The sequence below is a fragment of the Elusimicrobiota bacterium genome (assembly GCA_016182905.1).
GTDB lineage: Bacteria > Elusimicrobiota > Elusimicrobia > UBA1565 > UBA9628 > GWA2-66-18.
Genome location: JACPFR010000062.1, coordinates 1 through 23924, shown reverse-complemented (window position 1 = coordinate 23924; position 23924 = coordinate 1). Strand labels below are relative to the sequence as shown.

At 68.3% G+C, this 23924-nt stretch carries 24 protein-coding genes; 8 read left to right on the top strand and 16 right to left on the bottom strand.

The window, feature by feature from the left end; all coding sequences use genetic code 11:
• Positions 1–88: 88 nt before the first annotated feature.
• Positions 89–1093: a radical SAM protein gene (locus HYV14_18205; protein MBI2387924.1), complete on the bottom strand. Its 1005-nt coding sequence runs from the start codon at positions 1091–1093 to the stop codon at positions 89–91.
• Positions 1094–1137: 44 nt separating this feature from the next.
• On the opposite strand from HYV14_18205, the gene HYV14_18200 reads away from it, so the two are divergent.
• The 3 genes from HYV14_18200 to HYV14_18190 all read left to right on the top strand — a co-directional run bounded on the left by HYV14_18200 (position 1138) and on the right by HYV14_18190 (position 4799).
• Positions 1138–1509: a CrcB family protein gene (locus HYV14_18200; protein ID MBI2387923.1), complete on the top strand. Its 372-nt coding sequence runs from the start codon at positions 1138–1140 to the stop codon at positions 1507–1509.
• Entirely contained in the window at positions 1509–3572 is a 2064-nt protein-coding gene (locus tag HYV14_18195; GenBank protein ID MBI2387922.1) for a thioredoxin domain-containing protein, read from the top strand. The genes HYV14_18200 and HYV14_18195 overlap by 1 nt, the downstream gene beginning before the upstream one ends.
• A 63-nt stretch (positions 3573–3635) precedes the next feature.
• Entirely contained in the window at positions 3636–4799 is a 1164-nt protein-coding gene (locus HYV14_18190; protein MBI2387921.1) for a DUF255 domain-containing protein, read from the top strand.
• Positions 4800–4839: 40 nt separating this feature from the next.
• Here HYV14_18190 and HYV14_18185 read toward each other — a convergent pair whose 3' ends face one another.
• The 9 genes from HYV14_18185 to HYV14_18145 are packed head-to-tail and all read right to left on the bottom strand — an operon-like array spanning position 4840 to position 11311.
• Positions 4840–5538: a cytochrome c gene (locus HYV14_18185; GenBank protein ID MBI2387920.1), complete on the bottom strand. Its 699-nt coding sequence runs from the start codon at positions 5536–5538 to the stop codon at positions 4840–4842.
• Position 5539: 1 nt separating this feature from the next.
• Positions 5540–6379 carry a protoheme IX farnesyltransferase gene (cyoE, locus tag HYV14_18180; protein MBI2387919.1) on the bottom strand — a complete coding sequence of 280 codons (840 nt, stop codon included), beginning with the start codon at positions 6377–6379 and terminating at the stop codon, positions 5540–5542.
• Positions 6376–7260 carry a COX15/CtaA family protein gene (locus HYV14_18175; GenBank protein MBI2387918.1) on the bottom strand — a complete coding sequence of 295 codons (885 nt, stop codon included), beginning with the start codon at positions 7258–7260 and terminating at the stop codon, positions 6376–6378. Before HYV14_18175 ends, cyoE begins: the two co-directional genes overlap by 4 nt.
• Complete coding sequence (locus tag HYV14_18170; protein MBI2387917.1) at positions 7257–7484, bottom strand: hypothetical protein; 228 nt, start codon at positions 7482–7484, stop codon at positions 7257–7259. Before HYV14_18170 ends, HYV14_18175 begins: the two co-directional genes overlap by 4 nt.
• The gene (locus HYV14_18165) at positions 7481–7675 is read right to left on the bottom strand and encodes a hypothetical protein (GenBank protein ID MBI2387916.1); all 195 of its coding nucleotides are present in this window, start codon (positions 7673–7675) and stop codon (positions 7481–7483) included. Before HYV14_18165 ends, HYV14_18170 begins: the two co-directional genes overlap by 4 nt.
• A gap of 1 nt (position 7676) precedes the next feature.
• Positions 7677–8102, bottom strand: a complete 426-nt coding sequence (locus HYV14_18160; GenBank protein ID MBI2387915.1) for a cytochrome C oxidase subunit IV family protein — start codon at positions 8100–8102, stop codon at positions 7677–7679.
• Positions 8103–8111: 9 nt separating this feature from the next.
• A complete protein-coding gene (locus HYV14_18155; protein MBI2387914.1) occupies positions 8112–8687 on the bottom strand; it encodes a heme-copper oxidase subunit III in 576 nt (191 codons plus the stop codon).
• A gap of 34 nt (positions 8688–8721) precedes the next feature.
• The gene (locus HYV14_18150) at positions 8722–10452 is read right to left on the bottom strand and encodes a cbb3-type cytochrome c oxidase subunit I (protein MBI2387913.1); all 1731 of its coding nucleotides are present in this window, start codon (positions 10450–10452) and stop codon (positions 8722–8724) included.
• A gap of 1 nt (position 10453) precedes the next feature.
• Positions 10454–11311, bottom strand: a complete 858-nt coding sequence (locus tag HYV14_18145; GenBank protein MBI2387912.1) for a hypothetical protein — start codon at positions 11309–11311, stop codon at positions 10454–10456.
• 212 nt (positions 11312–11523) lie between these two features.
• Here HYV14_18145 and HYV14_18140 point away from each other — a divergent pair, with 212 nt between their 5' ends.
• Positions 11524–12339 carry a DUF1207 domain-containing protein gene (locus tag HYV14_18140; protein MBI2387911.1) on the top strand — a complete coding sequence of 272 codons (816 nt, stop codon included), beginning with the start codon at positions 11524–11526 and terminating at the stop codon, positions 12337–12339.
• Here HYV14_18140 and HYV14_18135 read toward each other — a convergent pair.
• Together HYV14_18135 and HYV14_18130 are read right to left on the bottom strand one after the other, a co-directional pair.
• Entirely contained in the window at positions 12336–13151 is an 816-nt protein-coding gene (locus HYV14_18135; GenBank protein ID MBI2387910.1) for a DUF1207 domain-containing protein, read from the bottom strand. The two genes, HYV14_18140 and HYV14_18135, sit on opposite strands and share 4 nt — an antisense overlap.
• 63 nt (positions 13152–13214) lie before the next feature.
• Positions 13215–13895, bottom strand: a complete 681-nt coding sequence (locus HYV14_18130; protein MBI2387909.1) for a cytochrome c — start codon at positions 13893–13895, stop codon at positions 13215–13217.
• Positions 13896–14197: 302 nt separating this feature from the next.
• Between HYV14_18130 and tatA the strand changes: the two genes are divergently transcribed.
• The 3 genes from tatA to HYV14_18115 are packed head-to-tail and all read left to right on the top strand — an operon-like array spanning position 14198 to position 15990.
• Positions 14198–14386 carry a twin-arginine translocase TatA/TatE family subunit gene (gene tatA / locus HYV14_18125; GenBank protein ID MBI2387908.1) on the top strand — a complete coding sequence of 63 codons (189 nt, stop codon included), beginning with the start codon at positions 14198–14200 and terminating at the stop codon, positions 14384–14386.
• 56 nt (positions 14387–14442) lie between these two features.
• Positions 14443–14775 (top strand): hypothetical protein, encoded by a 333-nt coding sequence (locus tag HYV14_18120; GenBank protein ID MBI2387907.1) that lies wholly within the window; start codon positions 14443–14445, stop codon positions 14773–14775.
• A gap of 9 nt (positions 14776–14784) precedes the next feature.
• The gene (locus tag HYV14_18115) at positions 14785–15990 is read left to right on the top strand and encodes an MFS transporter (protein MBI2387906.1); all 1206 of its coding nucleotides are present in this window, start codon (positions 14785–14787) and stop codon (positions 15988–15990) included.
• Here HYV14_18115 and HYV14_18110 read toward each other — a convergent pair.
• Positions 15964–17298, bottom strand: a complete 1335-nt coding sequence (locus HYV14_18110; protein ID MBI2387905.1) for a C40 family peptidase — start codon at positions 17296–17298, stop codon at positions 15964–15966. The genes HYV14_18115 and HYV14_18110 overlap by 27 nt on opposite strands.
• Entirely contained in the window at positions 17295–19049 is a 1755-nt protein-coding gene (locus HYV14_18105; protein ID MBI2387904.1) for a trypsin-like peptidase domain-containing protein, read from the bottom strand. The genes HYV14_18110 and HYV14_18105 overlap by 4 nt, the downstream gene beginning before the upstream one ends.
• Before the next feature lie 62 nt (positions 19050–19111).
• Between HYV14_18105 and HYV14_18100 the strand changes: the two genes are divergently transcribed.
• Entirely contained in the window at positions 19112–21898 is a 2787-nt protein-coding gene (locus HYV14_18100; protein ID MBI2387903.1) for a hypothetical protein, read from the top strand.
• On the opposite strand, the gene HYV14_18095 is transcribed toward HYV14_18100, so the two are convergent.
• Both HYV14_18095 and HYV14_18090 read right to left on the bottom strand, forming a co-directional pair.
• The gene (locus tag HYV14_18095; GenBank protein MBI2387902.1) at positions 21879–22904 is read right to left on the bottom strand and encodes a hypothetical protein; all 1026 of its coding nucleotides are present in this window, start codon (positions 22902–22904) and stop codon (positions 21879–21881) included. The two genes, HYV14_18100 and HYV14_18095, sit on opposite strands and share 20 nt — an antisense overlap.
• A 6-nt stretch (positions 22905–22910) precedes the next feature.
• The coding region (locus tag HYV14_18090; protein MBI2387901.1) for an LPP20 family lipoprotein at positions 22911–23924 on the bottom strand (1014 nt) is incomplete at its 5' end.

Here is a 23924-nt window from a genome sequence, read left to right as displayed (position 1 = left end):
GAACTAGTCTAACAGGTCGCCTCGGGATTCGCCACACCTTTTTTTGCGGCGGCCTTCGGAGCATCCTCGAGGATGCTCCGCGCCGGCGTCAGGCCGCGGCGGGCGTCTTGTCGGGCGCGCAGGCCTTCGCCTTCGGCTTGCTCATGCCGATGGCGAGCTTGACGCTCGCGCCGAAGGTCTTCAGCGGCTCGCCGAGCGTGTGGGACACCATGCGCACGCAGCCCAGGGAGCAGCCGGCCTCGCAGGGCTTGTGCACGTCGTTCGTCCGCAGGCGCTCGGGCGTGGTCGTCATCAGGTCGAGGGAGACGCCGCGCTGCTGGGCGCACCACTGGATCGAGCCGGCCGCGGTCACGTAGAGGAACTTGAAGCCGCCGAGGCACTTCCACGGGCGGGAGAAGTCCCCGTTGAGCATCTCCTTGAGGTGCTCGCCGTAGAAATTGACGCCCTCGAAGACGCCGTACTTGTCGAGGAGCTGGAGGTACTTCTCGCCCTTGATGGCGATCTGGCCGCCCTTGCCGTGCATGATCGAGAAGCCGAAGGCGAAGGGGAGCTCCTTCAGGGTGGCGCGGAACTCGTCGTAGTTGTTGAGGTTCTCCTCGTTGAGAACGGATTGGATCTCGACTTGGAACTTCGCCGTTTCGGCCAAGAGCTTTAATTTCGGCAGAACGGACTTCAACGACTTGTCGGACCAGTCGGTGGGGTGGAGGGTATCGACCGAGACCTGCATGAAATCGAGGCCGGCCTCGTTCAGGTCGAGGATGTTCTTCTTCGTGAGGAGAAAACCGTTGGTGATGATCGTGGCGAGGTTGGAGCCGCCGCGCTTGGACTTCACGTGGGCGACCAGCTCCGCGATCTGCGGGTGCATCATCGTCTCTCCGCCCAGGAAATCGTAGACGAGGACGCCCAACTCGTCGAGCTTGTCGATGCGGGCCTTCATCGTCTCGAGCGGGATGATGGGCGCGCCCGGGGTGTACTCGTCGCAGTAGGAGCACGTCAGGTTGCAGTCGTCGGTGACGACGACCTGGGCGTACATGGGGCGCGAGTCGAGGACTCTTTTCGCGCCGGTGAGGACGAATCGCTTGTCGACGGCCATGGGGAATTATACCATTCGCCCGTCGAGGATGGTAGAATGCCTCCATGATCGAGACTCTGCTGGCGCTGATCGCGGGCGGGACCGTGGGCGTGGCGGCGCGCTGGGCCGTTTCCGTCTCGGCGCTGGCTTTCCTCGGGGGCTGGCTGCCGTGGGGGACCTTCGCGGTCAACCTGAGCGGCTGCCTGCTCATCGGCTTCTTCGACGCCGCCGCCGCGAAGCGGGGCTTCGGCGGGCCCCACGGCCGCATGCTGCTGATGACGGGCTTCTGCGGCGGCTACACGACCTTCTCGTCCTTGATCCTCGAGCTCGACTCGCTGCTGCGCGCCGCCCCGCTGCGCGGCGCGGGCTACCTCGTCGCCAGCGTCGCGGCGGGGCTGGCCCTGTTCCGGGCCGGCGCCTTCCTCGGCGGCCGCTGATGCCCAACCGCCTCGCCTCCGAGAAGAGCCCGTATCTGCTCCAGCACAAGGATAACCCGGTGGACTGGTATCCCTGGGGCCCGGAGGCCTTCGCCCGGGCCAAGGCCGAGGACAAGCCGATCCTGCTCTCCATCGGCTACTCGACCTGCCACTGGTGCCATGTGATGGAGCACGAGAGCTTCTCGGTGCCCGCGACGGCCGCCGTCATGAACGAGCATTTCGTGTGCGTCAAGCTCGACCGCGAGGAGCGGCCCGACGTCGACAAGGTCTACATGACGGCCGTTCAGGCGATGACCGGCCAGGGAGGCTGGCCGCTCAACGCGTTCCTGACCCCCGACCTGAAGCCCTTCTACGGGGGCACCTACTTTCCGCCGGACTCCCGCTACGGGCGCCCGTCCTGGACGGGCCTCCTCGAACGGCTGGCCCAGCTCTGGCGCGAACGGCGCTCCGACATCGAGAACGACGCGGAGAGCCTCGCGCGCACGGTGACGGCGTACGCCTCGGCCGCGGACGAGGCGCGGGGGCGCCCGGAGGCCGCGGCCCTCGAGACGGCGGAGAAGAATCTGCGCGCGTCCTTCGACGCCGAGAACGCCGGCTTCGGCGAGGCGCCCAAGTTCCCGATGCCGGCGAACATCCGGTTCCTGCTGAGGAGGTTCGCGCGGACCGGGGACCCGGACGCGAGGACCATGGCGGTAGAGACCCTGCGGGCGATGACTCGCGGGGGGATCTTCGACCAGCTCGGGGGCGGGTACGCGAGGTACTCGACGGACCACGCCTGGCGGATCCCGCATTTCGAGAAGATGCTGTACGACAACGCGCAGCTGCTGGAGAACCTCGCGGATGCCGTCAACGTTTCGCACGACGACGAGCTGCTGAGAGCCTTGGAGCGGACGGCGGCGTATCTCGAGCGGGACCTGCGGGCGCCGGGCGGGGGGTTCTACTCGGCGGAGGACGCGGACAGCCTGCCGTACGACGAGCCGGGCGGGCATAAGGCGGAGGGGGCGTTCTATCTCTGGCGCAAGGGCGAGATCGAGGGCGTCCTCGGGAAAGACGCGGAGGCGTTCTGCGCGAGGTACGGCGTGGTGGAGGGCTCGAACGCGCTGGCGGATCCGCACGGGGAGTTCGAGGGGAAGTGCGCGCTGTACGAGAAGGACCCGGGGGCGATGAGCGTGGACGCGGCGGCGAAGGCGCGGGAGAAGCTGTTCGAGGAACGGGCGAAACGGCCGCGGCCTTCGCTGGACGACAAGGTGCTCGCCTCGTGGAACGGGCTCGCGATAGCGGGGCTGGCGCGCGCCTACGGCGCGACCGGAAACGGGAAGTATCTGGAACTCGCTGAAGGCGCCGCGGACTTCGTCCGCCGCGAATTATCGTCGCCTGACGGGAAGGCCTTGTGGCGACGATGGCGCGACGGGGAGAAAGCGGTCAACGGCATGGCTGACGATTACGCGAACATGGCGTACGGGATGCTGGCGCTGTATGAGGCCTCGTTCAAGCCTGGGCATCTCGCTTGGGCGAACGACCTCGCGATGGAAACCATTCGCCGCTTCGCGGCGGACGGCGGGGGGCTCTTTCAGACGGGCCAAAATGACGGCGGCGAACTTTTCACGCGCTCCATCGAGAACCACGACGGAGTGGAACCGGCGCCCAGCTCGGTGATGGCCGACGTTTGCTTGCGGCTTTACGACCTGACGGGCGACGAACGATTTAGCCGCTTCGCAAACGATACCTTAGAGCGATTCGGGCCTTCCTTATCCACGCGGCCGCTCGCGATGCCCTTCCTTTTGGCCGCTTGGGACAGGGCGCTCGGGAAGACGGCGACCCTTGTGATCGCCGGCGTGGATCTCCCGGGGGGAGAGGAGCTTGCCGGAGTCGCGCGGGAGAGACTGAGACCCGGACTCGTTTTCGCCGCCTTCGCGCGGGCCGACCGGGCGGCGTTGGCGGAAGTGATCCCGATCGTCGCTGAGATGGCCGACGCTCCCCGCGCGCGAGCCTATCTGTGCGTCGGCCGGGCGTGCGGATTGCCGATCGAAGATCCCTCCGAATTGCGCGAGCGCTTGAGCTAGATCATGGCCGACGAGCGAACGGAAGAACAAAAGCTCAAATCCAAACGGACTCATGCTCTCGTCATGATGATCCTCGGCGCCATCATGTCGCTCTGCGCCTTGGCCGCCGGGCTCATCGCCATCAGCCCGGGCGTGTTCCCGTCGTGGATGACGGGCGGCTGGGGCCGCCGCGCCTCCGCGGCGTACCGGACGCCGGCCAGGTCACTGGTGGCCTTCGGCGAATTCCACCCGGGGGCGCTGTCGCTGGCCAGGGCGCAGGGCAAGCTCGTGCTGCTGCATCTCTCCCCGTCCTGGTCCCGCGAGGCGCGGCTGATGGAGGAGACGACCTACGCCGACCGGAAGACCGCCGAGTGGATCGCGGCCAATCTCGTCGCCGTCCGGGCCGACGCCGACGAGCGCCCCGACCTGGCGTACCTGTACGGCGTCGGGGCCTGGCCGACGACGGCGCTGGTCCACCCCGACGGGCGCGTCCTCGCCGGGGCGGCCCGTCTCACGCCGAAGCTGCTGCTGCCCTGGGCGGAGCTGATCCTGCGCACCGTCAAGGACGAGCCGGCCAAGGCGGACGGCTTCGCGGCCGACGCGCGGCGGCGGCTCGAGGCGGTGCGCCGCCGTCCGGAGCCCGCGCCGGGCCCGGACGACGCCGTGTGGGGCGGCGCCCATCATGCCCCGGGCGAACACGCCAAGACCTTGGCCGACCAGGCCCTGGTCGTGCTGTCGACCGACGCCGCGCGGGCGAAGTCGGCCCTGGCCTTCGTCGAGGCCTTCATGACCTTGCCCGGGGGCGGCTACGCCGCCTCCGTGAGCGGCGAGGTCGTCCTCGCCGACGGGCGGATCGAGGAAGGCTCGTCCTATTTCGCCAAGGACGACGCCGGCCGGCGCGCCTCGGGCCTGCCCGCCGTGGACCGCCGGATCTTCTCGGGCCCCAACGCCGACATGGCCCGCGCGGTGCTCCTGTCGCGGCAGGCGACGCCCGCGCAGAAGTCCCACGCGCGGCGCACGCTCGACTTCGTCTGGACGCGCCTCGTGCGCGACGGCCGGGTCCGGCGGGCCGCCGGGGGCCTCGAGGACTGGCCGCCCGACCAATGGGCCGTCATCGAGGCCGAGCTCGCCGCGGGCCGCGTCGAGCGCGCGCGCAAGGTGTTCGCGCGCCAGGACACGCCCGCGCTGCGCGCGCCGGGCCCCAACGCCTACGCCGACGCGCTGCGCAAGCGGTTGACGCGACAGTAGCCGTTTCCGGAAACAGTCGCGACTCGCGCCGGCGCCGTCGTTAAAAGTCGTCCTTGGACGGCGCCGCGGAGCCCGCGGGCTTGAGGGAGAAGAGGTACTCGACGACGTCGTCGATCTCCTTGGCGCTGAGCTGCTCGCCCCACTTCGGCATCTGCAGCATGGGCGGGGGGAGCTTGGAGTCGTTGGGGATCGGCACCGCGCCGCCCTTGATCTTCTCGTGCAGCTCGGCCTTGCTGAAGCCCTCGGTGACCTTGGTCAGGGAGTTCACGAGGCCGCCGGCGACGTTGTTGTTCGGGTAGCCGCCGTAGCCGTCCTTGGCGTGGCAGGAGACGCAGCCGACCGCGTTGAAGATGACCTTGCCGCGCTCATGGGCCGGCATGGCCTTCGCCGCCTCGGTCTCCCAGGGCTTGACCTTCCAGGCCTGGCTCTTCTGCGCGGACAGGTAGGCGACGAGGTCGGCGCGGGTGGAGTCCTTGAGGTTGAAGTTGGGCATGACCGTCTTCGGGTTCCAGGCGTGCGGGTCCTTGAGCCATTGGTCGATCCAGGCCGAGGACTTGCGGAAGCCGAGGTTCGTCAGGTCGGGGCCCCAGGCGTGGCCCTTGTCCCCGATCATGTGGCACTTCACGCAGCCGAGGCCGTTGAAGTCGCGTTGTCCGCGGGCGATCGGGTCGGACTCCTGAGGCTGAGGCGAGCAGGCGGCCACGGCGAGGAGCAGGGCGGGTAGGATCCAACGGTTCATGTCAAACGCCTCCGAAGAGTATCATGCCGAAGATGAGCGGAAGAAAAGCGAGCGAGGCCAGGAACAGGCGGCGGTTGTCGGCGACGGTCATCGTCCAGCTGGCGCGCAGGCCGAGCAGCAGGAACGAGCCGGACACGGCGAACGCGCCGATGGCGTAGCCGGGGCGGGCCAGGCCGACCAAGGCGGGGGCGATGGTCGCCGGCAGCAAGGTGAAGGAGTGGATGGCGATCTGGATGGCGGTCGTCCCGCCGCCGGGGTGAACGACGGGCATCACCTTGAAGCCGGCGCGCGCGTAGTCCTCGCGGTAGATCCAGAACAGCGCCAAGAAATGGGGGATCTGCCACAGGAACTGGATCGCGAACAAGGTGACGGCGCGCGCGTCGAGGGGGCCGCCGGCGGCGACCCAGCCGATCAGCGGCGAGGTGGCCCCGGCGGCCGCGCCGATCCAGGTCGTCTGAGGCGTGACCTTCTTCAGAGGCGTGTAGACGAGCACGTAGAGCACGATGGTCGCGAAGGTGAGGAGCGCGGCCGTCGCCCCGCCCGCGGCCCAGACGATCGCCGTGCCGGCCGCGCCGAGGACGAGGCCGAAGGCCAGGGCGGCCCGGGGCGCGATCCGTCCCGTCGGCAGGGGGCGGTTCTTCGTCCGGCTCATGAGGCCGTCCTCGACGATCTCCAGGCGCTGATTGAGGGCCCCGCAGGCGGCCGCGGCGAGGGAGGCCCCGAGCATGACGAGGAACAAGGAGGCCGTCGCCGCCCCGCCGGCCAGCGCCCAGCCGAGCCAGACGGTCAGCGCCACCATCAAGGCGATGCGCGGCTTGGCGAGCTGGACGTAGGACTTCACGAGGCCTCCGCGGTGCGGCGGGACTTGAGCGCGAGCAGGAGGAAGGCGGCCAAGGTGAGCGCGCCGCCCGAGAGGTGCGCGGTGCGCCACAGCGCGGCCTCGCGGAAGCCGAGGACGATGGTCGAGTCCACGCGCACGAGCAGGGCGAACAGGCCCAAGGCGAGCTGGAAGGGGACGGCGAAGGCCAGGAGCAGAGCCGGGCGCTTCAGGACGGCGGCGCGAGAGCGGAAGGCCGTGAAGCAGGCCAGGGCCGCCAGGACGACCACGGAGCAGGCCCACAGGATGTGCCAGCCCAGCCCCTGCCCGGTGTGCTTGACGAGCGCGCCGAGAGCGAGCTGGAGGTAGGCCGCGCCGAAGCCGAGGACCGAGAAGCGGAACACGCGCGACCAGCCGGGCCCGAACGCGGTCTCCGGCCCGGAAAGGGCCACGGCGGCCAGCAGGACGCAGAACACGCCTTGGCCGAGGCAGGCGTGGGACATGGAGACGGCGGGAGGGAGCTTGAGCAGGACGGTCAGGCCGCCGAGCAAGGCCTGGAGGACGATCCCGACCGAGGCGAGCCGGGCCGCCGTGCGGGCGCCGGACGGCACGCCGGGGCGGCGCGAGAGGACCAGGAGGACGAAGGTCATCACGGCGACGGTCCCGGCGAACAGGCGGTGGCCGTGCTCGTAGAAGATGCCGCCGATCATGGGCGGGTTCATCCCGCCGAAGGAGAGAGGCCAGTCCGGGACCGCGAGGCCCGAGCCCGTCGAGGTCACCATCCCGCCCGCGAACAGCAGGAAGAAGGCCGCCGTCGCCGTGGCCTTGGCACAGGCGGTGAACGGCGCGTCGCCGGCGGGGCGGCGGAGGCTGGGGCGCGGAGGGCGGGCGGCCATCGTGTTCATCCGCCGGTCTCGTCGGCGGGGCGGTCCTTCTCGACCTTATAGAGGAGCCAGCCGATGCCGCCGAGCATGCTCATCGTGACCGTCAGGAGCACGATGATGCCCCACCAGAAGCCGTCGATCAGGCCCTTGTTCGCCTTCGCGCCCCCGAAGCACACCGCGCACGCCGACGCGGCGCCGGGGATCAGCGCCGGAAGGAGGGCGAGGCCGAGGGCGAGCGGCCTCACGCGGGCAGCCTCACCGAGCGGACGTGCCAGACGAAGTAGCCGATCGAGGCGGCCGCGCCGGCGAGGCTCGAGTACAGCAGCCACGGCGTCTTAAGCCCGGTCGGGTTCCCGCCCGAGGCCCAGTAGCCGGTGAAGGCGAACAGGGCCAGGCACAGGACGACGAAGAAGCGGTGGAAGTTCTTGAGGGACATGTCAGCGGCCCTTCTTCGGGGCGGCGGGAGCCTCGAGCTCGACCGACTCGGTGACGGACTCCGGGTGCTCGGAGCCGTGGCCGCCGGGGTGCTGGGCGGCGACGTCGGCCGGGCTCGTGATCCGGCTCGAGATCATGACGAAGTCGAGCATCGGCAGGACCAGGATCAGGGCGCCGCCGATGGTGAGCCACAGGGCCCGGTGGATGAGCTTGTTCTCGCCCCACAGATGCATGAACAGCGCCCCGACGAGGGACGCCTTGATCGCGGCGACGAAGAGGCCGAGGGCGACCGCCTGCGGGCGGGGGAGGTGGACCTTGGAGATGGCGACCGTGATCAAGGTCAGGACCATGAGGGCGAGGAAGACCTTGACGTAGAGGCCGACGTTCGGCCGGTGCTCGTCGTGCTGCGCGTCGTTGTTCTTGGACATGATCGTCTCCTAGAGGAGGTAGAGCGCCGGGAACAGGAAGATCCAGACGATGTCGACGAAGTGCCAGTACAGGCCGGCGCCTTCGACGCGGCCGAGGAACAGCGGGTTCGCCCAGTGCTCGTCGACGGAGCTCATGTACAGCAGGCCCGCGTTGACCGCGATCCCGCCCAGGATGTGGATCCCGTGCAGGCCGGTCATCGTGAAGTAGATCGCGTAGAACACGCTCGTGTGCGGCCCGATGCCGAGCTTGAACTCCGCGCCGTACTCGAAGGCCTTGACCACGAGGAAGCCGAGCGAGAGCAGGATCGTCGCCGCCATCCACTTCTGGAAGCCGGCCTTGTCCTTGTCGTACGCCTTCGCGTAGGCCATCACGATGGTCACCGACGAGCTGATGAGGATCACCGTGTTCAAGGTCGCCAGCGGCACGTTCAGGACGTCCCAGCCCCAGGGCCAGGAGGTCGAGGCCATGCGCAGGACGATGTAGCTCGTGAACAGCGTCGCGAACAGCATGATCTCGGAGGCGAGGAACAGCCACACGCCGAGCTTCGCGTTCGTGACGCCGCTGTGCGTGTCCGGGTTGTTCATGATCGCGGCGGGGTTGAAGGTTTGGCTCATGTTATTAGTTCTTGTCCGTCTGCATCCAGAAGTCGGTCTTGCGGCCGGGGACGGAGTACTCGTACGGCCCGCGGTACACGGTGGGCGTCTTCTCGAAGTTGCCGTGCGGGGGAGGGGACGGGCAGGCCCACTCGAGCGTCGTGGCCTGCCACGGGTTCTCCGGCGTCTTCTCCCCGTTCCACATGCTGTTGAAGAAGTTGTAGATGAACGGGATCTGGAACAGGGCCAGGAGGTAGGCCGAGTACGTCGCCACGACGTTCCAGCCCTGCACCGGCAGGTTGTGCAGCTGCGCCGTCGGGTCGTACAGGCGTCGCGACGCGCCGCCGAGGCCCATGAACAGCATCGGCAGGAAGATGCCGACCATCGTGGTCGTCGTGCCCCAGAAGTGGATCCGGCCGAGCGTGTCGTTCATCTTGCGGCCGTACCACTTCGGGAACCAGTAGTAGGTCCCGCCCATCAGCGCGATGATCGAGCCGGAGACGACGACGAAGTGGAAATGGCCGATCACGTAATAAGTGTCGTGCAGGTAGATGTCGGTCACCGTCAGGCCCAGCGGCAGCCCGGTCAGGCCGCCGATGGCGAACAGCGGGATGAAGGCCAGCGCGAAGAGCATCGGCACGTTGAAGCGGATCGAGCCGCCCTTCAGGCTGAACACGAGGCAGGTCATCAGCGCCACCGACGGCACCGAGATGATCATCGTCGTGACCAGGAAGAAGTTGCTCAGCGACGCGCTCATGCCGGAGATGAACATGTGGTGCGCCCAGACCATGAAGCTCATCAAGCCGATGGCGATCATCGAGAACACCATCGTCTTGTAGCCGTGCAGCGGCTTGCGCGTGTTGTTGGCGATGATCTCGGCGACGATGCCCATCGGCGGCAGCACGAGGACGTAGACCTCGGGGTGCGCCAGGAACCAGAACAGGTGCTGCCACAGCAGCGGCTGGCCGCCGCCGGAGCCCGCGTACGCCTGTCCCAGGATGACGAGGTCCTTGGGCAGGTAGAAGCTCGTGTGGAACACCCGGTCCATCAACTGGAGCACCGAGGCCGCCTCCAGCGGGGGGAAGGCGAGCAGGAGCAGGACCGAGGTGACGAACTGCGCCCACACGAACACCGGCAGGCGCCACAGGCTCATGCCCGGCGCGCGCATGTTGATCGTCGTGACCAGGAAGTTGATTGCGCCGAGCAAGGACGACGTGATCAGGATGACCATCGACAGCAGCCACACCGTCTGTCCGGGGTTGATGATGGACAGGGGGGGGTACGAGGTCCAGCCGGACTGCGCCGCGCCGCCGGGCATCAGGAACGACGCCAGCATCAGGATGCCGCCCGGGAGGTAGGTCCAGTACGACATCATGTTCATGCGCGGGAAGGCCATGTCGGGCGCGCCGATCTGCAGGGGCAATACGTAGTTCCCGTAGGCGCCCACCGCCAGCGGCACCACGCCGAGGAACACCATGATGGTGCCGTGCATCGCGCCGAGCGAGTTGTAGAACTCTCCGCTCATCACGCCATTTGGAGCAAGGTCGCTCGGAAAGAGTCCCCCGAAGAAAGGGATCGGAGTGCCCGGGAACGCGAGCTGCCAGCGCATCAGGCCCATCAGCGCGAAGCCGACGAGCAGGAAGATGAACGAGGTGATCAGGTACTGCAGGCCGATGACCTTATGGTCCACGGAGAAGACGTACCGCTCCATGAAGGAAAGCTCGTGGCCGCCGTGGGCGTGTTCGTCGTGAGCCATGTTAGAACTCCTCCGCGGGATTGGTGGGCTGGGCCGACGCGGGGATCGTCGCGAGGCGGCTCTTGTACCAGGCGTCGAACTCCTCCTGGGTCTGCACGTGCACGTCGCCGCGCATCAGGCTGTGGGCGAAGCCGCACAGCTGGGCGCAGGTGATCTCGAACTTGCCGGTCTTCGTCGGCGTGACCCACATCGGGATGTTGAGGCCCGGCACCGCGTCCTGCTTGAGGCGGAACTCGGGGATGAAGAAGCTGTGGATGACGTCCTTCGACAGGAGGTCGATGACGACGGTCCGGTCGACGGGCAGGCGCATCTCGTTGCCCATGACCACGTCGTCGGCCGAGTCGGCGTGCGCCACGTCCAGCCCGATCGGGTTGCTGAAGTGCGTGAGCTCCATCTTGCGCGGCCCGAGCTTGCCGTCGGGGCCCGCGTAGTGGATGTTCCAGCCGAACTGCTCGGAGACGATCTCGACCCGGATCGGGTCCTTGACCTCGGGCACGCTCGCCTTGATGCTGCTCCAGACCGGGATGGCGTAGAACACGATCAGCGCGACCTCGAACGTCATGATGACCATGTCGGGGATCAGCGACTTCAGCTCGCCCTTGTTCTTGTACAGCATCTGCGCGAAGGGGAACTTGGAGATCGAGTCGGGCACCGAGATGCGCGCGGGGGTGTCGTCATGGTCCTCGCGCACCGCGTTATGCCCGGGCCGCGCGCGGAACTTCACGAGGAGATAGACGAAGAAGGTGCCCCACAGCACGAAGATGCCGAGCATCGCCGCGTGGATCAGCCAGATGCCGAAGTCGATCTTTCCGGCATAGCTCGATGCGGCGACAGGCAGCGACCAACCGTATTTTCCCATTCGATCCTCTCTGAGGAAAAAATCAGCGACGCTGGATTCTATCAAACCCGAAGAAAAGGCGCAAAGACATGCAACAAAATGTCCATTTTGGCGCTACAAAATTTAACAACGACAAAAATCACCGGCGATCGGCCCTCGCTCATGAGAAAGCGACAAAACCGGCCCCTCGCCGCAACGCCGCCGCTCGCCTCCTCCTGATATCCTCTGCGTGGATGCTCCGGCTCCTCCTCACGCTGGCGATGCTCGTCTGCGCCGCCCCCGCGCGCGCCGTCGAGGCGTTCCCGAGGACCCTCGTCTTCCAGCCCCTGCTCGCCGACCCGCGCTGGCCCGCCTTCTCCGGCGCGATGCAGAGCTACTCCCGGCGTCCCGGCTCGAAGGTCCTCTGGGCCGCGAACTTCGGCGAATCGCTCCCGTTCGTCGGCAGCCGCGACGACGAGCGCTGGCAGTTCGGCATGCACGCCGCCGTCTTCACCATCTGGGACGTGCAGACCGAGTCCCAGGAGCTCATCAACACCGACTTCATCGTCGGCCTCCCCTACTCCTGGCGGAGGGGCTCCTGGTCGGGCATGTTCCGGCTGTTCCACGTCAGCACGCACTTAGGCGACGAGTTCGTCCTCGCCAACACGCGGGTCCCGCGCGTGAACCTCAGCTACGAGGCCCTCGACGCCAAGCTCTCCTACGACTTCGAGCGCGGCCTGCGCGCCTACGGCGGCGCCGGCTCCATGATCCGCAAGTACCCGCCCGAGGTCAAGCCGCTCTTCTTCCAGCTCGGCGGGGAGTGGCTGGGACCGCTCTTCGCCCGGAACATCCTCCGCCCGGTGGCCGCCGCGGACCTCTCGAAGATCCAGAACCACGGCTGGCCCAACACCAACGTCTCCCTGCGCGCGGGCGTGCAGATGCAGAACCTCCTCCTGCGCACGCGCTGCCTCCAGCTCCTCGTCCAGTACTACCGCGGCCACGACCCCAACGGCCAGTTCTACGGCGATGCCGTCGAGGAGGTCGGCCTCGGCCTGCACGCCTACTTCTAGAAGTGGAAGCTGAGGCCGACGTCCGTGTAGCGCTCGCGCCGGCGGTACAGCTGGCCGAAGGGGGAATAGCCGTCGAACCTCCCGACGAACGCCCGCATCGAGCGCGGCGCCCCGTCGATGCCGACGATGATCCCGGCCACCGTCCGCCAGTTCCCGCGATAGGAGGCGTTCTCCCGGAACTGGACGTCCTGGGCGGCGAACGCCTTCATGAGCCTCAGGCCGAACGCCCGCGAGGTCAGCTCGACGCCGGCCTGCGCGACGCGCCGCGCGGGATCGGGGACGGTGTGCAGCAGATACGTCGCGCCGCAGTAGACCCTCAGCCAGGCCAGCGGCTCCGCCGAGAAGGTGAGCCGCGCGCCGTCGATGGAATACCGGAACCCCTGGTCTCCCGTCCTCCGTATGTAGTCGTCTCCGAGATGGGAGCTCTCGTGGAACAGCATCGCGCGGGCCGAGAAGCCGCCGTGCCTCGCCGCCACCGGCAGGTTGCCGACGAAATCCACGGTCTCGAACGCGTTGAGCGAGCCGCTCAAGGTGAACCTCGAGTACGCCATCGCCTCGACGTTCCACTGCCAGGACCAGGCGTCGTCCTCCGTCCGCCAGCGGGTCATCCCCCAGCTATGACCGAGCGCCGCGTCGGCCCTGTCCTTGCCGTCGAGCCGGTAGTACGCGGCCCCGAGCTGGATGCGCCTCGGGTCGGCCGTCAGCTGACGGAACACCTTCTCCGACTCGGGGAAAACGTCGAGGGGCGCGCTCGCCGCGGCGTTCGCGGCGAGCAGCGACAAGAGGACGGCGACGGGGAGCGCTCCCGGCATGCCGGCATTCTAGCGCCCGCCTCGGCGCGGGGCCATATCGGCCGGGTCACCGAACGGCGACGACTAGAAGTCGGCTTTTTCCTTGCCGGACAGGCTCAGCAGGTAATCCGCGACGGCCTCGATCTCCTTGTCGTCGAGCGCCTCACCCCAGGCGGGCATCCGGATCAGCGGCGCGGGGCCATTCTCGTCGGCCTTCTGCGACTGGGGCACGCCTTTCTTGATCTTGGCCGTCAGCTCCGCCTTGCTGAAGCCCTCGGACGCCTTCTTGAGCGGGGGGATGAGGCCGCCCTTGACGTTGTTGTTGGGATAGCCGCCCGCGCCGTCGATGCCGTGGCAGCCGACGCAGCCGGCGCGGTTGTAGATCACGCGCCCGCGGGCGACCGGGTCCTTAATAAGGGAGGGCGCGTCCCAGGGGCGGGCGCCCTTGCCCCAGTCCTGGCCCTTGAGCATGGCCATGTACGCCACGACGGCCTTGCGGGCGTCGTCGGACATGCGCCGGTTGGGCATGAGGGTATCCTTCTTCCAGGCCTGGGGGTCCTTGATGAAAAGATCGAGCCACTCGGGGTTGTGGCGCATGCCGACCATGGTCAGGTCCGGACCCACGGCGGAGCCGAGGTCGCCGACCTTATGGCAGGACGCGCAGCCGGCCTGGACGAAGTACGCCTTGCCGGCGGCGGGGCCGGTGGGAGCGGGCTGGTTGCAGGCGGCGGCGAAAAGGGAGGCGGCGAGGAGTAGGCGTTTCACGCGCTGATTCTACTAAACCGCTCTCAGTCCGGCCAGAGGTCCCGGAATCGACGGCTGATAATCACTCGTCCCGGGAATAGTTCGCGTGTCGTTTTCGACACCATTTGATGCTGCGTGAGAAACCTTCTTTACTCCCATCGATGGGAGCAAATCAACTGTTTCCGGAAACAGTTGCCGTTCAAACTTTATGCTTTTGCCGTCTACGGCGCTTCGTCCGTCGAACTCGCATGCAGCGGAATATCCCGGAAAGCCACCCCAACCGGAAAAATGGTAAAATGTCGCCGTATTCGGAGGAGCTTCTTATGGGCGGTCTCGGAACCACGGAAATCGTCATCATCGCCGTCGTCGCGCTGATCCTCTTCGGACCCAGCAAGATCCCGGAGTTCGCGAAGCAGTGCGGCCGCGCCATGAACATGTTCAAGAAGGGCCTGAAGGAAGGCATCGAAGACGACGATGCCGCCAAGAAAGACGAGACGGTCAAGAAGCCCTGAACAAGCCCGTCACCGTCTTCGCCGCGGGCTGCTTCAACCGCGTCCACGCCGCGCATGTGCGCCTGCTGCGCTCCGCCCGCGTCCTCGGCGACGTCCTCGTCGTCGTGCTCTCCAACGACGCTCACAATCGGAAATCCAACGCCGTGCCCGCCAAGACCCGCAAGAAGTGGGTCGAGGCCCTGGGCATCGCGGACAAGGTCGTCATCGGGGATCCCGAAAGCTTCGCCGAGACGATGCGAAGGGAGAATCCCGACATCCTCGTGCTCGGCTACGACCAGAAGCTGCCCGACCCCGAGACCGAGAAGGCCGTCAAGGACATGGGCGTCGACGTGATCGTGATGCCCTGGTTCCCCGGGAAGGAAGACCAGTCCTCGTCGTCCTGCGGCTGAGCGAGACGCGTGAAACGCGACAGGATCTACCTGTTCTTCGCCGTCAACTATTTCGCCCAGGGCATGGGCGGGCTCGCCTATGAGCCGGTGTCGTATTACCTGAAGGACGCTCTCGGCCTCGGACCGGCGCAGGCCGCGATGTTCGTGGCCTGGATGACCTTGCCGCTCACGATCAAGCCCCTGTTCGGCGTGCTGACGGACTTTCTGCCGTGGGCGGGCAAGCGAAGGGCGCCGCACCTCGTGGCGGTGTCCTTGCTCACCTCGCTGGGCTGGCTGCTGCTGGCCGGATCGAAGGCGCCGAGCTACGTCTCCGCGCTGGCCCTGCTGATCCTGGTCAACGTCGGCTTCGCGCTGTCGGATGTGGTGTGCGACGGCGTGATGGTGGAGCGCGGCAAGGAGCGGGGCAAGACCGGGCTGTACCAGGCGGTGTCCATCGGGACGCTTTATGGGACGCTCATCGTGACCGGGTTCGGCGGAGGATGGCTGTCCCAGCACGCGCCGTACCGCTGGGTGTTCGTGCTGACCGCCTGCTTTCCCATGCTGACCGCGCTGTCGGCGCGCTGGATCGACGAGGCCGGCGTCGGCGACGTGAAGGAGACCGCGGCGCGGGGCTGGGGCGGCTTGTCCGGCATGTTCCGCGACCCGAAGGCCTGGGCCGTCGCGCTGGGCATATTCCTGTGGAGCTTCTGCCCGTTCCTGGGCACCGCCCAGTTCTATTACCAGAGCGAGGCGCTGCGTCTTTCGCCGCTCTTCATCGGAGGACTGTCCACCGCGGGCGGTTTGGCGGGCATGGCGGGGGCGGCGCTGTTCGGGCGCCTGACCGCCGGCGGGACGGACAAGGTCGCGCGGGCGTCGATCTGGCTCGGCGCGCCGCTGTCGCTCTTGTACTTGTTCTACCGCGGGCCGCTGTCCATCGTGATCCTGACGCTCTTGTTCGGCCTGACCGGGGTCGTGTTCCGGCTGGCGTGGATGGACCTCGCGGCGAAGACCTGTCCCGACGGGGCGGAGGCGACCGTGTTCGCCGCCTACATGGCGGTGTTCAACATCGCGGCGGCGTCGTCGAACACCGTCGGCGGAGCCCTGTACGAGTCCCTGGCCGCGTCCCACGGCGCCTACGCGGCGATGGCGCTGCTGTCTTTGGTCGGGACCGCGGGGACCGTCGCGGCGTGGCCCTGCCTGAGATACGCGCTAAGGGACGACGCGGCGCGCGCCTAGGTAGCGCCGGCCGAACCACTTATTGTCGAGGTCGGCGACCATCACGCCTTTGGACGAGGAGGCGTGGATGAAAGTCTTGGCCTTCGGGTCCACGACCATGGCCACGTGGGAGACGCCGGCGCCCATGGTGTTGAAGAAGATGAGGTCGCCCTCGCGCAAGGTCTCGGTCCTGGAGCCGGTCTTCCACTGGTCGCGGCTGACGCGGGGGATCTTGACGCGGTTCTCGCCGAAGGTGTTCTGCGTGAGCGCGGAGCAGTCGATGCCCTGGTGCGTGGTGCCGCCCCAGACGTAGGGCGTGCCGAGGTAGGAGCGGGCGGAGGCGTCGAGGCCGGGCCACAGCTTCTTGATCTCGGGGGAGGAGGCGCCGACCACGGCGGGGGTCTCCTCGACGCGGGGCGCGGGCTTCGGGGCGGGCGGCGGCGAGGGCTTGGGCTTCGTCACGCGCGGCATCGGCGGGATGCCGAGGCCGAGGCGGCCGAGGGCGTCGGTGGTCTTGCGCTGGGCTTCCTTGGCGATCGGGCTCTCCTCGACGGCTTTCTCCACGGGCTTCTCGACGGTCTCCTCGATCACGGTCTTCACCGCCGGGGGGACGTACACGGGCGGGGGAGGCAGGACCTTGGTGAACACGCCCTTGTAGTCGGGGATGACGGGCTTGGTCTTCATCCGGCGCGCCTTCAGGAACAGGGCCTTGGCGTCCGCGCTGATGCGGCCCGGCCCCTTCTTGCCCTCGAGCAAGGTGCCGAAGAGGTAGCTCGCGTAGTCCTTGGGATCGAAGCCGTTCTTGACGCCGTCGACGAGGGACCACTTCAGGGTGGTGAACTCGGAGTCGGGGAGGTTCTTCTCCATGGAGAGGCGCACGAGGTCGGCGGCGACGTCGCCGGGGACCTTGCCGTCGGTCATGTGCTTGTAGCCGTTGGCCCAGGTGGAGAGGGTGTCGGCGGAGATCTTCTTGCGGTAGCCGTACAGGGCGACGCCCTCGACGACCTCGGGGTCGGCGCCGCGCGACATGGCCTGGTAGGCGGAGAAGGCGACGTCGGCGACGCGGTCCGGGGGAGCCTGGTCGAAGGAGCCCTCGGTGAGGATGTGGAGCACCACGGGGATCGCCTTGGCCCGCTGAGGGTTGACGACCTGGACGCCGTAGTCGGCGAAGCGGTCCTTGATGGCGGACAGCAAAGCCGCGCGCTCGGCGGGCTCGTAGCCCGTGTCGGCCTCCAGGGCCTCGCCCAAGGTCTCGAGCACGTTCTTGCGCGGCTGGGCCGCGGCGGGAAGGGCGAGAAGGGCGGCGAGCGTCAGCAGGATCGCTTTCATCGTTTGGTCCTTCGGCGGATCTCGTCGCGCATCTCGTCGCCCATCTCCTCCATCTTGGAGATCTCGGCCTCGATGAGCTCCTCGGGAGAGAAGGGCTTGCTCTCGGTGATCATCAGCCGCGGCTTGGCCGGAGTCGCGACCTGGTAGGTGCGCGGCACGGAGTCGGCCGCGGGGCCGCGCCGGGCGGAGACGGCGGGCGCGGCGGGGACGAGCATGGAGGCGGGGGGCATGGGCGCGCGCACGGGCTCGGGCACGGCGGCCATGGCGGCGGCGGCCGCGACGATCGGCGCGGCGCCGCCGTAGGCGAGCTTCTCGCCCTGGGCCGCCATCCAGCGCCGGGCGACGGAGGCCTGCACCGAGAAGTTGACCGAGGTGATCGCCAGCCCGTCGGCGGCCTTGCGCGACATCGAGGTGTTCACGCCGACGAGCCGGCCCGAGGCGTCGAGAAGGGGGCCGCCGGAGTTGCCGCGGTTGATGCTCGTGTCGGTCTGGAAGGCGTTCTTGCCCTTCACGCCGCCGAGGTCGGCGAGGACGGTGCTGATCACGCCCGTGGTGAGGGTCCACAGGCCGCCCTGCTCGGGATGGCCGATGGCGGCGACGCGGTCGCCGACCGAGACCGTGTCGGGATGGCCGAGGGCGAGCGCCTCGACGCCGGGAGGGAGGCGGTCCAACTCGACGAGGGCGAGGTCGAGGGCCGAGTCCCAGGCCACGACTTTCCCGTCGATCGGCTCGACGAGGTCGCGCTGGGCGTCGCCGGTGAGCTTGGCGGGCTTGAAGTAGACGCGCACGCGCGCCCAGGGCCTGCGCGTGGAGTCCGAGACGACGACGTGGGCGTTGGTGAGGACGCGCCGTCGTCCGGCGTCGACGAGGGAGCCCGTGCCGAGCTCTCCCGTGCCGCCGGAGGCGGAGCAGAGGATGAGGACGACGGACTTCGCGGCCTTCTGATAGATGGCCTTGGGCTCGAACGGGACGGCGGGTTCGACGGGCGCGGGGCCGTCGTCGTCGACCGGAGCGGCCGCGACCGCGGGCGCGGCGGCGGCGGGGGCCCGGCCTTTGAGGTCGGCCTTGGCCAGGGCGGCGTAGACGTAGCCCGCGAGGAGATGCGCCTTGGCCTCCGCCTCCGGGGTGAGCTTCTTCTGAAGCCAGGAGTCGGAGAGGCCCTTGAGAGTCTCGTCGAGCTTGGCGGCGTCCGCGCCGGCGGTCCAGCCGGGGGCGGCGGCGCGGGCGGGGGCGGGGGAGGCGGCCAGGAGGCGGGCGTAGGCGCCCCAGCCGGCCTTCACGAGCTCCTTGTCGTCGATGCGCGCGGCGGGGCCGGAGAGGAGCGCCAGGACGGCCGGGGACGGGGCGGGCTTGCGCGGCTCCTTGGCCCAGGCCTCGAGGGCGGCGGCGGCCTCGCCGCGCGCCTCGGGCGCGCCGACGATGGAGAGGGCTTGCGTGAACTGGGACGCGGCCAGCGCCGCGTAGACCGGGCGCAGGGCCTTCTCGTCGGCGGCCGAGGCGTCCGGGCGCTTGAGCGCGGCGCGCAGGGCGAGCGCGCGGTCGAGGAGGAGCAGGTCGAGGTCCTCGCCCTGGTCCGTGGGGATGCCGCCGCGCACGGCGGCGACGGCGGCGTGGCGCCGCGCGTTGCGCACCGCGGGGGCGCCCAGGTAGCTCGAGACGCGCTTGAACAGCGCTGAAAAGGAGGAGGATTCGGCCGCGGCGGAGGGGAGGGCGGCGGCCGACAGCACGGCGGCGACGAGGAGGTGGCGCATGAACCGATTATGGCCCGGGAGGACCCCCTTGTCAAGGCGCGGCAGAATGTTAGAATCGGCCCATGGCACGCGCCCGGCTGTGGCTGAAGATCACCGGCTCCCTCGTCCTCCTCGCCGCGCTCGGCGCGGGGGCGGCCCTCGTCGCGCTCAAGGCGTTCTTCCCCGAGCCCAAGGCCCGCGCCTATGCCGTGGGCAAGGCCGGCAAGCAGCTCGGCCGCGAGGTGCGCCTCAAGCGCATCGACGCGGGGCTGACCGGCCTGCACCTGCAGGGCCTGGAGGTCTCGGAGCGCCCCGATTTCGCCGCCGGGACCTTCCTCAGCGTCGAGACCTTCAGCCTGCGCCCGAGCTGGAAGGCCCTCCTGCGCCGGGAGCTCGTCGTCGCCTCGGCCTCGGCCGACGGCCTCAAGGTCAGCGTGGTGCGCGGCGCCGACGGCTCCTTCAACTACGACACGCTCGCCTCCTCGGGCCCCGCCCCGGCGTCCGCGCCGAAGTCCCCCGGGGGCCCGGCCCCGGAGTTCAACGTCCGCCGCCTGAGGGTGTCCCGCGGCGAGGCGCTGTACCTGGACAAGACGACCGGCGCCGCCTGGTCGGCGACGGAGCTGGCCGTGAAGCTGGACGGCCTCAGCCTCTCCGAGCCGTTCGACCTCGACGCCTCCGCGCGCGTCAAGGGCAAGGCGGGAGAGCGCCCCGTCGACGCGGAGCTCGCCTTTTCCGGGACGGTCTATCCGGGCCGCGGCGCGCGCGACAAGTTCAAGCTCGAGTTCAAGCGCCTGAGCGTCGAACAGGAGGGGCTCAAGCTCTCGGCGAAGGGGAAGATCGCCGGTCTCGACGCGCCCGACGCCGCCCTCGAGGCGACGCTCTCCGCCGCGGGCAAGACCGTGCTCGAGGCGGAAGGGACGCTGCGCGCCTCGGCCCCCGGCCCCGGCGGCGAGCGCGCCGTGGACGCGGACCTGAAGCTCAAGACCCCCGGACTCGACACGACCTCGATCGCGAAGTGGGCGCCGGGGGCCGGCGTGCCCGCCTTGTCCATCCCGGCGGCCGAGGCCGCTCTGGCAGGCCGCTATGAAGGGAACGCCCTCACGATCAAGGCGCTGCGCGTCGGCTGGGACGGCGGCAAGATCGACGGCTCGGGCCTGGTCAAGGGGCTCGGCGGCAAGTTTCCCGTCTACGAAGGCCGGGCGAAGTTCGGCGTCGACGTGCCCGAGATCCGCGCCGGCCAGTACCCCTTCATCAAGCTCCCGCCCAAGTCCTTCATCCCCGCGATGCGCCTCGACGGCGAGGCGGCCCTCGCCGGCGGGGAGTTCACGCTCGCCTCGCTCGCCGCCAAGTTCAAGCAGGGCACGGCCTCGGCCTCCGGCGCGGTGCATAAGGTCGGCTCGGCCAAGCCCGTGCCCGACCTGGCCCTGCGCTTCGCCGTGGACCTCCCCGCCTTCAACGTCTCGGAACTGTGGGTCTCGTTGCCGGTCTTGCCCAAGGATTACGCCGCGCCCGGGATGCGCGTCGAGGGCGGCGCCAAGGTCCGGGGAGACGACCTCGTTCTCGACAAGGTCGAGATCAAGGGAAAGGGCGGCTCCGTCAAGGTCGACGGCACCGTGGCCAAGGCCTTTTCCGGAGAGCCCTTGCCGGACCTGGAGATCCAGGCGAACCTCGAGCTCGACCCGCTCACCGACAAGGACCTTCCCTTCCCGGGAGGCCCGCCTGGCCTCGAGCTCCCCGCATCGCGGTGGGAGGCCGACGTGTCCTACACCCCGCGCACGATCCGTCTGCGAAAATTCGACGTCAAGATCGGGAGCAACGAGTTGTCCGTGGTCGGCGGGATCTCGGACCCCGCGGGGCGAGGAGCTTTCGATCTCAACATAGTCGCCAAGCGCTTCGTCCTTGCGGAGTTGACGCGCCTGACCCCGCGTACCCGCGATCTGAAGCTCTCGGGCTCCGGCGTTTTTCAAGTTGCCGTCACGGGTACCAAGGAAAATCCGGTTTACGCCGGCAATCTTCAGTTCCGAAACGTCGGCGCCACGATCGCGGACCTGCCTCTGTCGGACTTCAGCGGCAGGGTCAAGGTCGATATGGACAAGATCAACTTGCCGAACCTGCAGGGCAAGGTCGACGGCGGCACTCTGACGATGTTCATGACCATCACGGACTATACGAAGATCCCTAAGATCGAGCTTTCGGCGGAGCTCGATCGTTTCGACCTGGGCAAGTTCCTGGCGGCCCAGAAGAAACTGCAGAAGGACGCCCTGGCGGCGAAGGCCGCCAAGGCGGAGAGGACGGGCAAGGCGGTCGTGACGAAGCCAGCTCGGCCGCTGCGAACGAGCGGCGAGGTGAAGATCGGATTCCTGATACATCCGAACGCGCAGGTACAGAAGGTCTCGGCTATCTGGGAGCTGTGGGGCGTGACCCCCGACATGAAAACGCTCAACGGCAGCGCGAGGATCGACGTCGGTGGCGGTGAGCTCCGCGCCGTCGGGGACATGGCCCTGCAGTCGCCCGTTGCGAAGGTCCTGCTTTACCCGATCCTGATCATCCAGAAGCTCAGTTTCGGCGTGGACCTCAACAGACTATCGGACCTCAGGATCGCAGGCGACTACCTGTTCAAGGATGGGATGATGACCCTGAGACGCTCTGAACTCGGCTCGAGCGCCGCCCAGGTCTCCGCAGTGGGTACGATCGACCTGCCCACCGAAGGCCTGGACCTGACCGTGACCGCTCAAGTCGGAACCATCAAGCCCATCGACGTAGCCGTAGGCGGCACGGTGGCCAAACCCACGACCAAGGTCAAGTACGTCAAGTTCATCGGGGATATCCTTCGGAGGGCTTCCGACGAAGCTACTCCGCAGTCGCCCTGAACTTGACCTCGTGAACGTCGACGTCCTGCATGATGGGATATTTCTTCGACACGCGGGCCAGTCCTTCGGCATATGCGGCGATCAGGGGCCGCGGGCCGCTCACGCGCCAGACGGCGGCCGTCTCCGCGGCGTTCAAGTTCACCGAGACCAGAACGTCCCTTAAGGGCCAATCCCGGAACTTCGAAGAATCCTTGTCTTTGTAGCTGCCGATGACCATGTCGGGGCGCAGCACCCGTTCGAGCATCGCTTGCGACTGGAAGCGCGCCTTGATCTCGAGCCCCAGATTCCCTTCGGGCCCGGTCCAGAAGAATCGGTCCGCCACGCGCACGCCCGGAACGGCCGCGTCATGCCGATCCAGGTCCTCCTTGGCGAATCGGAAGAACTCGTCCCGGGCCGCTCCATCGTTCCGGCTCCGCATCAGGATGCCGCGATAGTAAGTGCCTCGGATCAGAGACAGGATCAGGCCGGGCTTCAAGCGGGGGGGAGCGATCAGGCCCGCATAATGATGCTGGGCGGCGTCGGCGCCCCAGAGCCCCGGGAGCATGTAGACCCAGAAATCGCCCATGAACGCGAGTTCCCGGCCGCCGACGGTCGTCTTGGTGCGTTCCATGATGCCGGTGGAGAAATAGATGGTGAACCCGGGGGCTTTATCCTGGACGATCTGAGCTCCGACCGCCACGTAGGTCCCCGGCACCACGTTCAAGGCATAGAAGTGGCCGTCTTTCGAACGATCGGAGGGGATGAGGCGCGGTTGGAACAGCCCGTTCTCATCATCGACCTTGGCGAAATAGACGACGCTCGGCTCAAGCCTGAGGATCCCGATCGGCGCGATCAGCGAGACGGATATGCCGAGATTCGCGCTGTCGAAGGATTGAGGCGGGACTTTCAGCCTGGCGCGAGGCGAGCAAGCGCAGAGCGCGTGCGCCAGGACGGCCGCCGCCAGCCAAATACTGCAAATACCGGTATGCCTGACACTGATGATCCGTCGAATCGTCGGGCCTGGCACCGGATCCTAGAGGTTCTCGAAGAAGTCGCTGATCGCGGCGGCGGTCTTCTCGGCGGCTTTCCGGGCCAGGCCGCCCGCGGCGCGGCGGCGGGCCTCGCCGGCGTCGGCGGAGGCCTCGCGCTCGGAGACGTCGAAGCGCGAGAAGGTCTTCTCCTCGCGCCCCTCCTTGAGGGTGACGGTCGCGGTGGCGCGGGACCATTTCCAGCGGGCGTCGCCGCCGGAGACGGGCTCGGCGGCGGACCGGGACTCGACGACGAGGTCGCCCTTGTCGCCGGCGTTGCCGCGCTTGGCCATCATCCCCGAGGCGACGAGGCCGGTCACGATCCCGGTCTCGACCTCCTCGGCGTTGTCGCCCGACGCGATGACGACGACGTCGAGCGCCGCGAGGGCCTTCGACGCGGCGGCCTTGGCCGCGGAGACGTCGACCGTCGACGCCAGGGGGCCGCCGCCGAGCACGCGGCGGTCGTTCTCGAGGTCGAGGCGCCCCTTGAGCACGGCGGAGAGCTTGGCGGCGGCCTTGGCGCGCTCGAACTTGTCCTCGGCCGCGTCGAGGCGGGTCTTCCACTGCAGGGCGTCCGCGTCGAGCGCCGAGGTCTTCTCGGCGACGGCGGACAGGGCCTTGCCCTTGTTCAGGACGGCGAGCGCGTAATAGCGCCCCGTCGCCGCGTCCTTCCAGCGCTCGACGACCTCGGCGCCCTCGAGCATCTTCTTCGACGCGGTCCGCACGTTCTGGGCGACGGACTGGGAGAACGACGTGTTCGTCCGGTCGCCCTGGTTCACGGTGGTCTCGCTCTCGTCGACGGTGGTGTCCACGCTGACGGCGCTGGAGAACACGCGGGAGATCTCGCCGCGGGCGCGGTCGGCGGCCGAACCCTCGTCGTCGCCGCTGCCCACGCCGAGGACGTTCTGCGCGCGAGTCCAGCGCGGGCTCTCGCCCTCGACCCATGACGGCCTCGCGCCGCCCGAAGAGGACTTGTGGGACGAGGCTCCTCCGCAAGCCGACATCAGCGCGGCGGCGAC

Coding starts and splice junctions, on each gene's coding strand:
- HYV14_18205 (MBI2387924.1), bottom strand. CDS start 1,093: ATGGCCGTCGACAAGCGATTCGTCCTCACCGGCGCGAAAAGAGTCCTC.
- HYV14_18200 (MBI2387923.1), top strand. CDS start 1,138: ATGATCGAGACTCTGCTGGCGCTGATCGCGGGCGGGACCGTGGGCGTG.
- HYV14_18155 (MBI2387914.1), bottom strand. CDS start 8,687: ATGAACAACCCGGACACGCACAGCGGCGTCACGAACGCGAAGCTCGGC.
- HYV14_18175 (MBI2387918.1), bottom strand. CDS start 7,260: ATGAACACGATGGCCGCCCGCCCTCCGCGCCCCAGCCTCCGCCGCCCC.
- HYV14_18160 (MBI2387915.1), bottom strand. CDS start 8,102: ATGTCCAAGAACAACGACGCGCAGCACGACGAGCACCGGCCGAACGTC.
- HYV14_18135 (MBI2387910.1), bottom strand. CDS start 13,151: ATGCCGGGAGCGCTCCCCGTCGCCGTCCTCTTGTCGCTGCTCGCCGCG.
- HYV14_18190 (MBI2387921.1), top strand. CDS start 3,636: ATGATGATCCTCGGCGCCATCATGTCGCTCTGCGCCTTGGCCGCCGGG.
- HYV14_18140 (MBI2387911.1), top strand. CDS start 11,524: ATGCTCCGGCTCCTCCTCACGCTGGCGATGCTCGTCTGCGCCGCCCCC.
- HYV14_18105 (MBI2387904.1), bottom strand. CDS start 19,049: ATGCGCCACCTCCTCGTCGCCGCCGTGCTGTCGGCCGCCGCCCTCCCC.
- tatA (MBI2387908.1), top strand. CDS start 14,198: ATGGGCGGTCTCGGAACCACGGAAATCGTCATCATCGCCGTCGTCGCG.
- HYV14_18185 (MBI2387920.1), bottom strand. CDS start 5,538: ATGAACCGTTGGATCCTACCCGCCCTGCTCCTCGCCGTGGCCGCCTGC.
- HYV14_18150 (MBI2387913.1), bottom strand. CDS start 10,452: ATGGCTCACGACGAACACGCCCACGGCGGCCACGAGCTTTCCTTCATG.
- HYV14_18110 (MBI2387905.1), bottom strand. CDS start 17,298: ATGAAAGCGATCCTGCTGACGCTCGCCGCCCTTCTCGCCCTTCCCGCC.
- HYV14_18165 (MBI2387916.1), bottom strand. CDS start 7,675: ATGTCCCTCAAGAACTTCCACCGCTTCTTCGTCGTCCTGTGCCTGGCC.
- HYV14_18100 (MBI2387903.1), top strand. CDS start 19,112: ATGGCACGCGCCCGGCTGTGGCTGAAGATCACCGGCTCCCTCGTCCTC.
- HYV14_18145 (MBI2387912.1), bottom strand. CDS start 11,311: ATGGGAAAATACGGTTGGTCGCTGCCTGTCGCCGCATCGAGCTATGCC.
- HYV14_18195 (MBI2387922.1), top strand. CDS start 1,509: ATGCCCAACCGCCTCGCCTCCGAGAAGAGCCCGTATCTGCTCCAGCAC.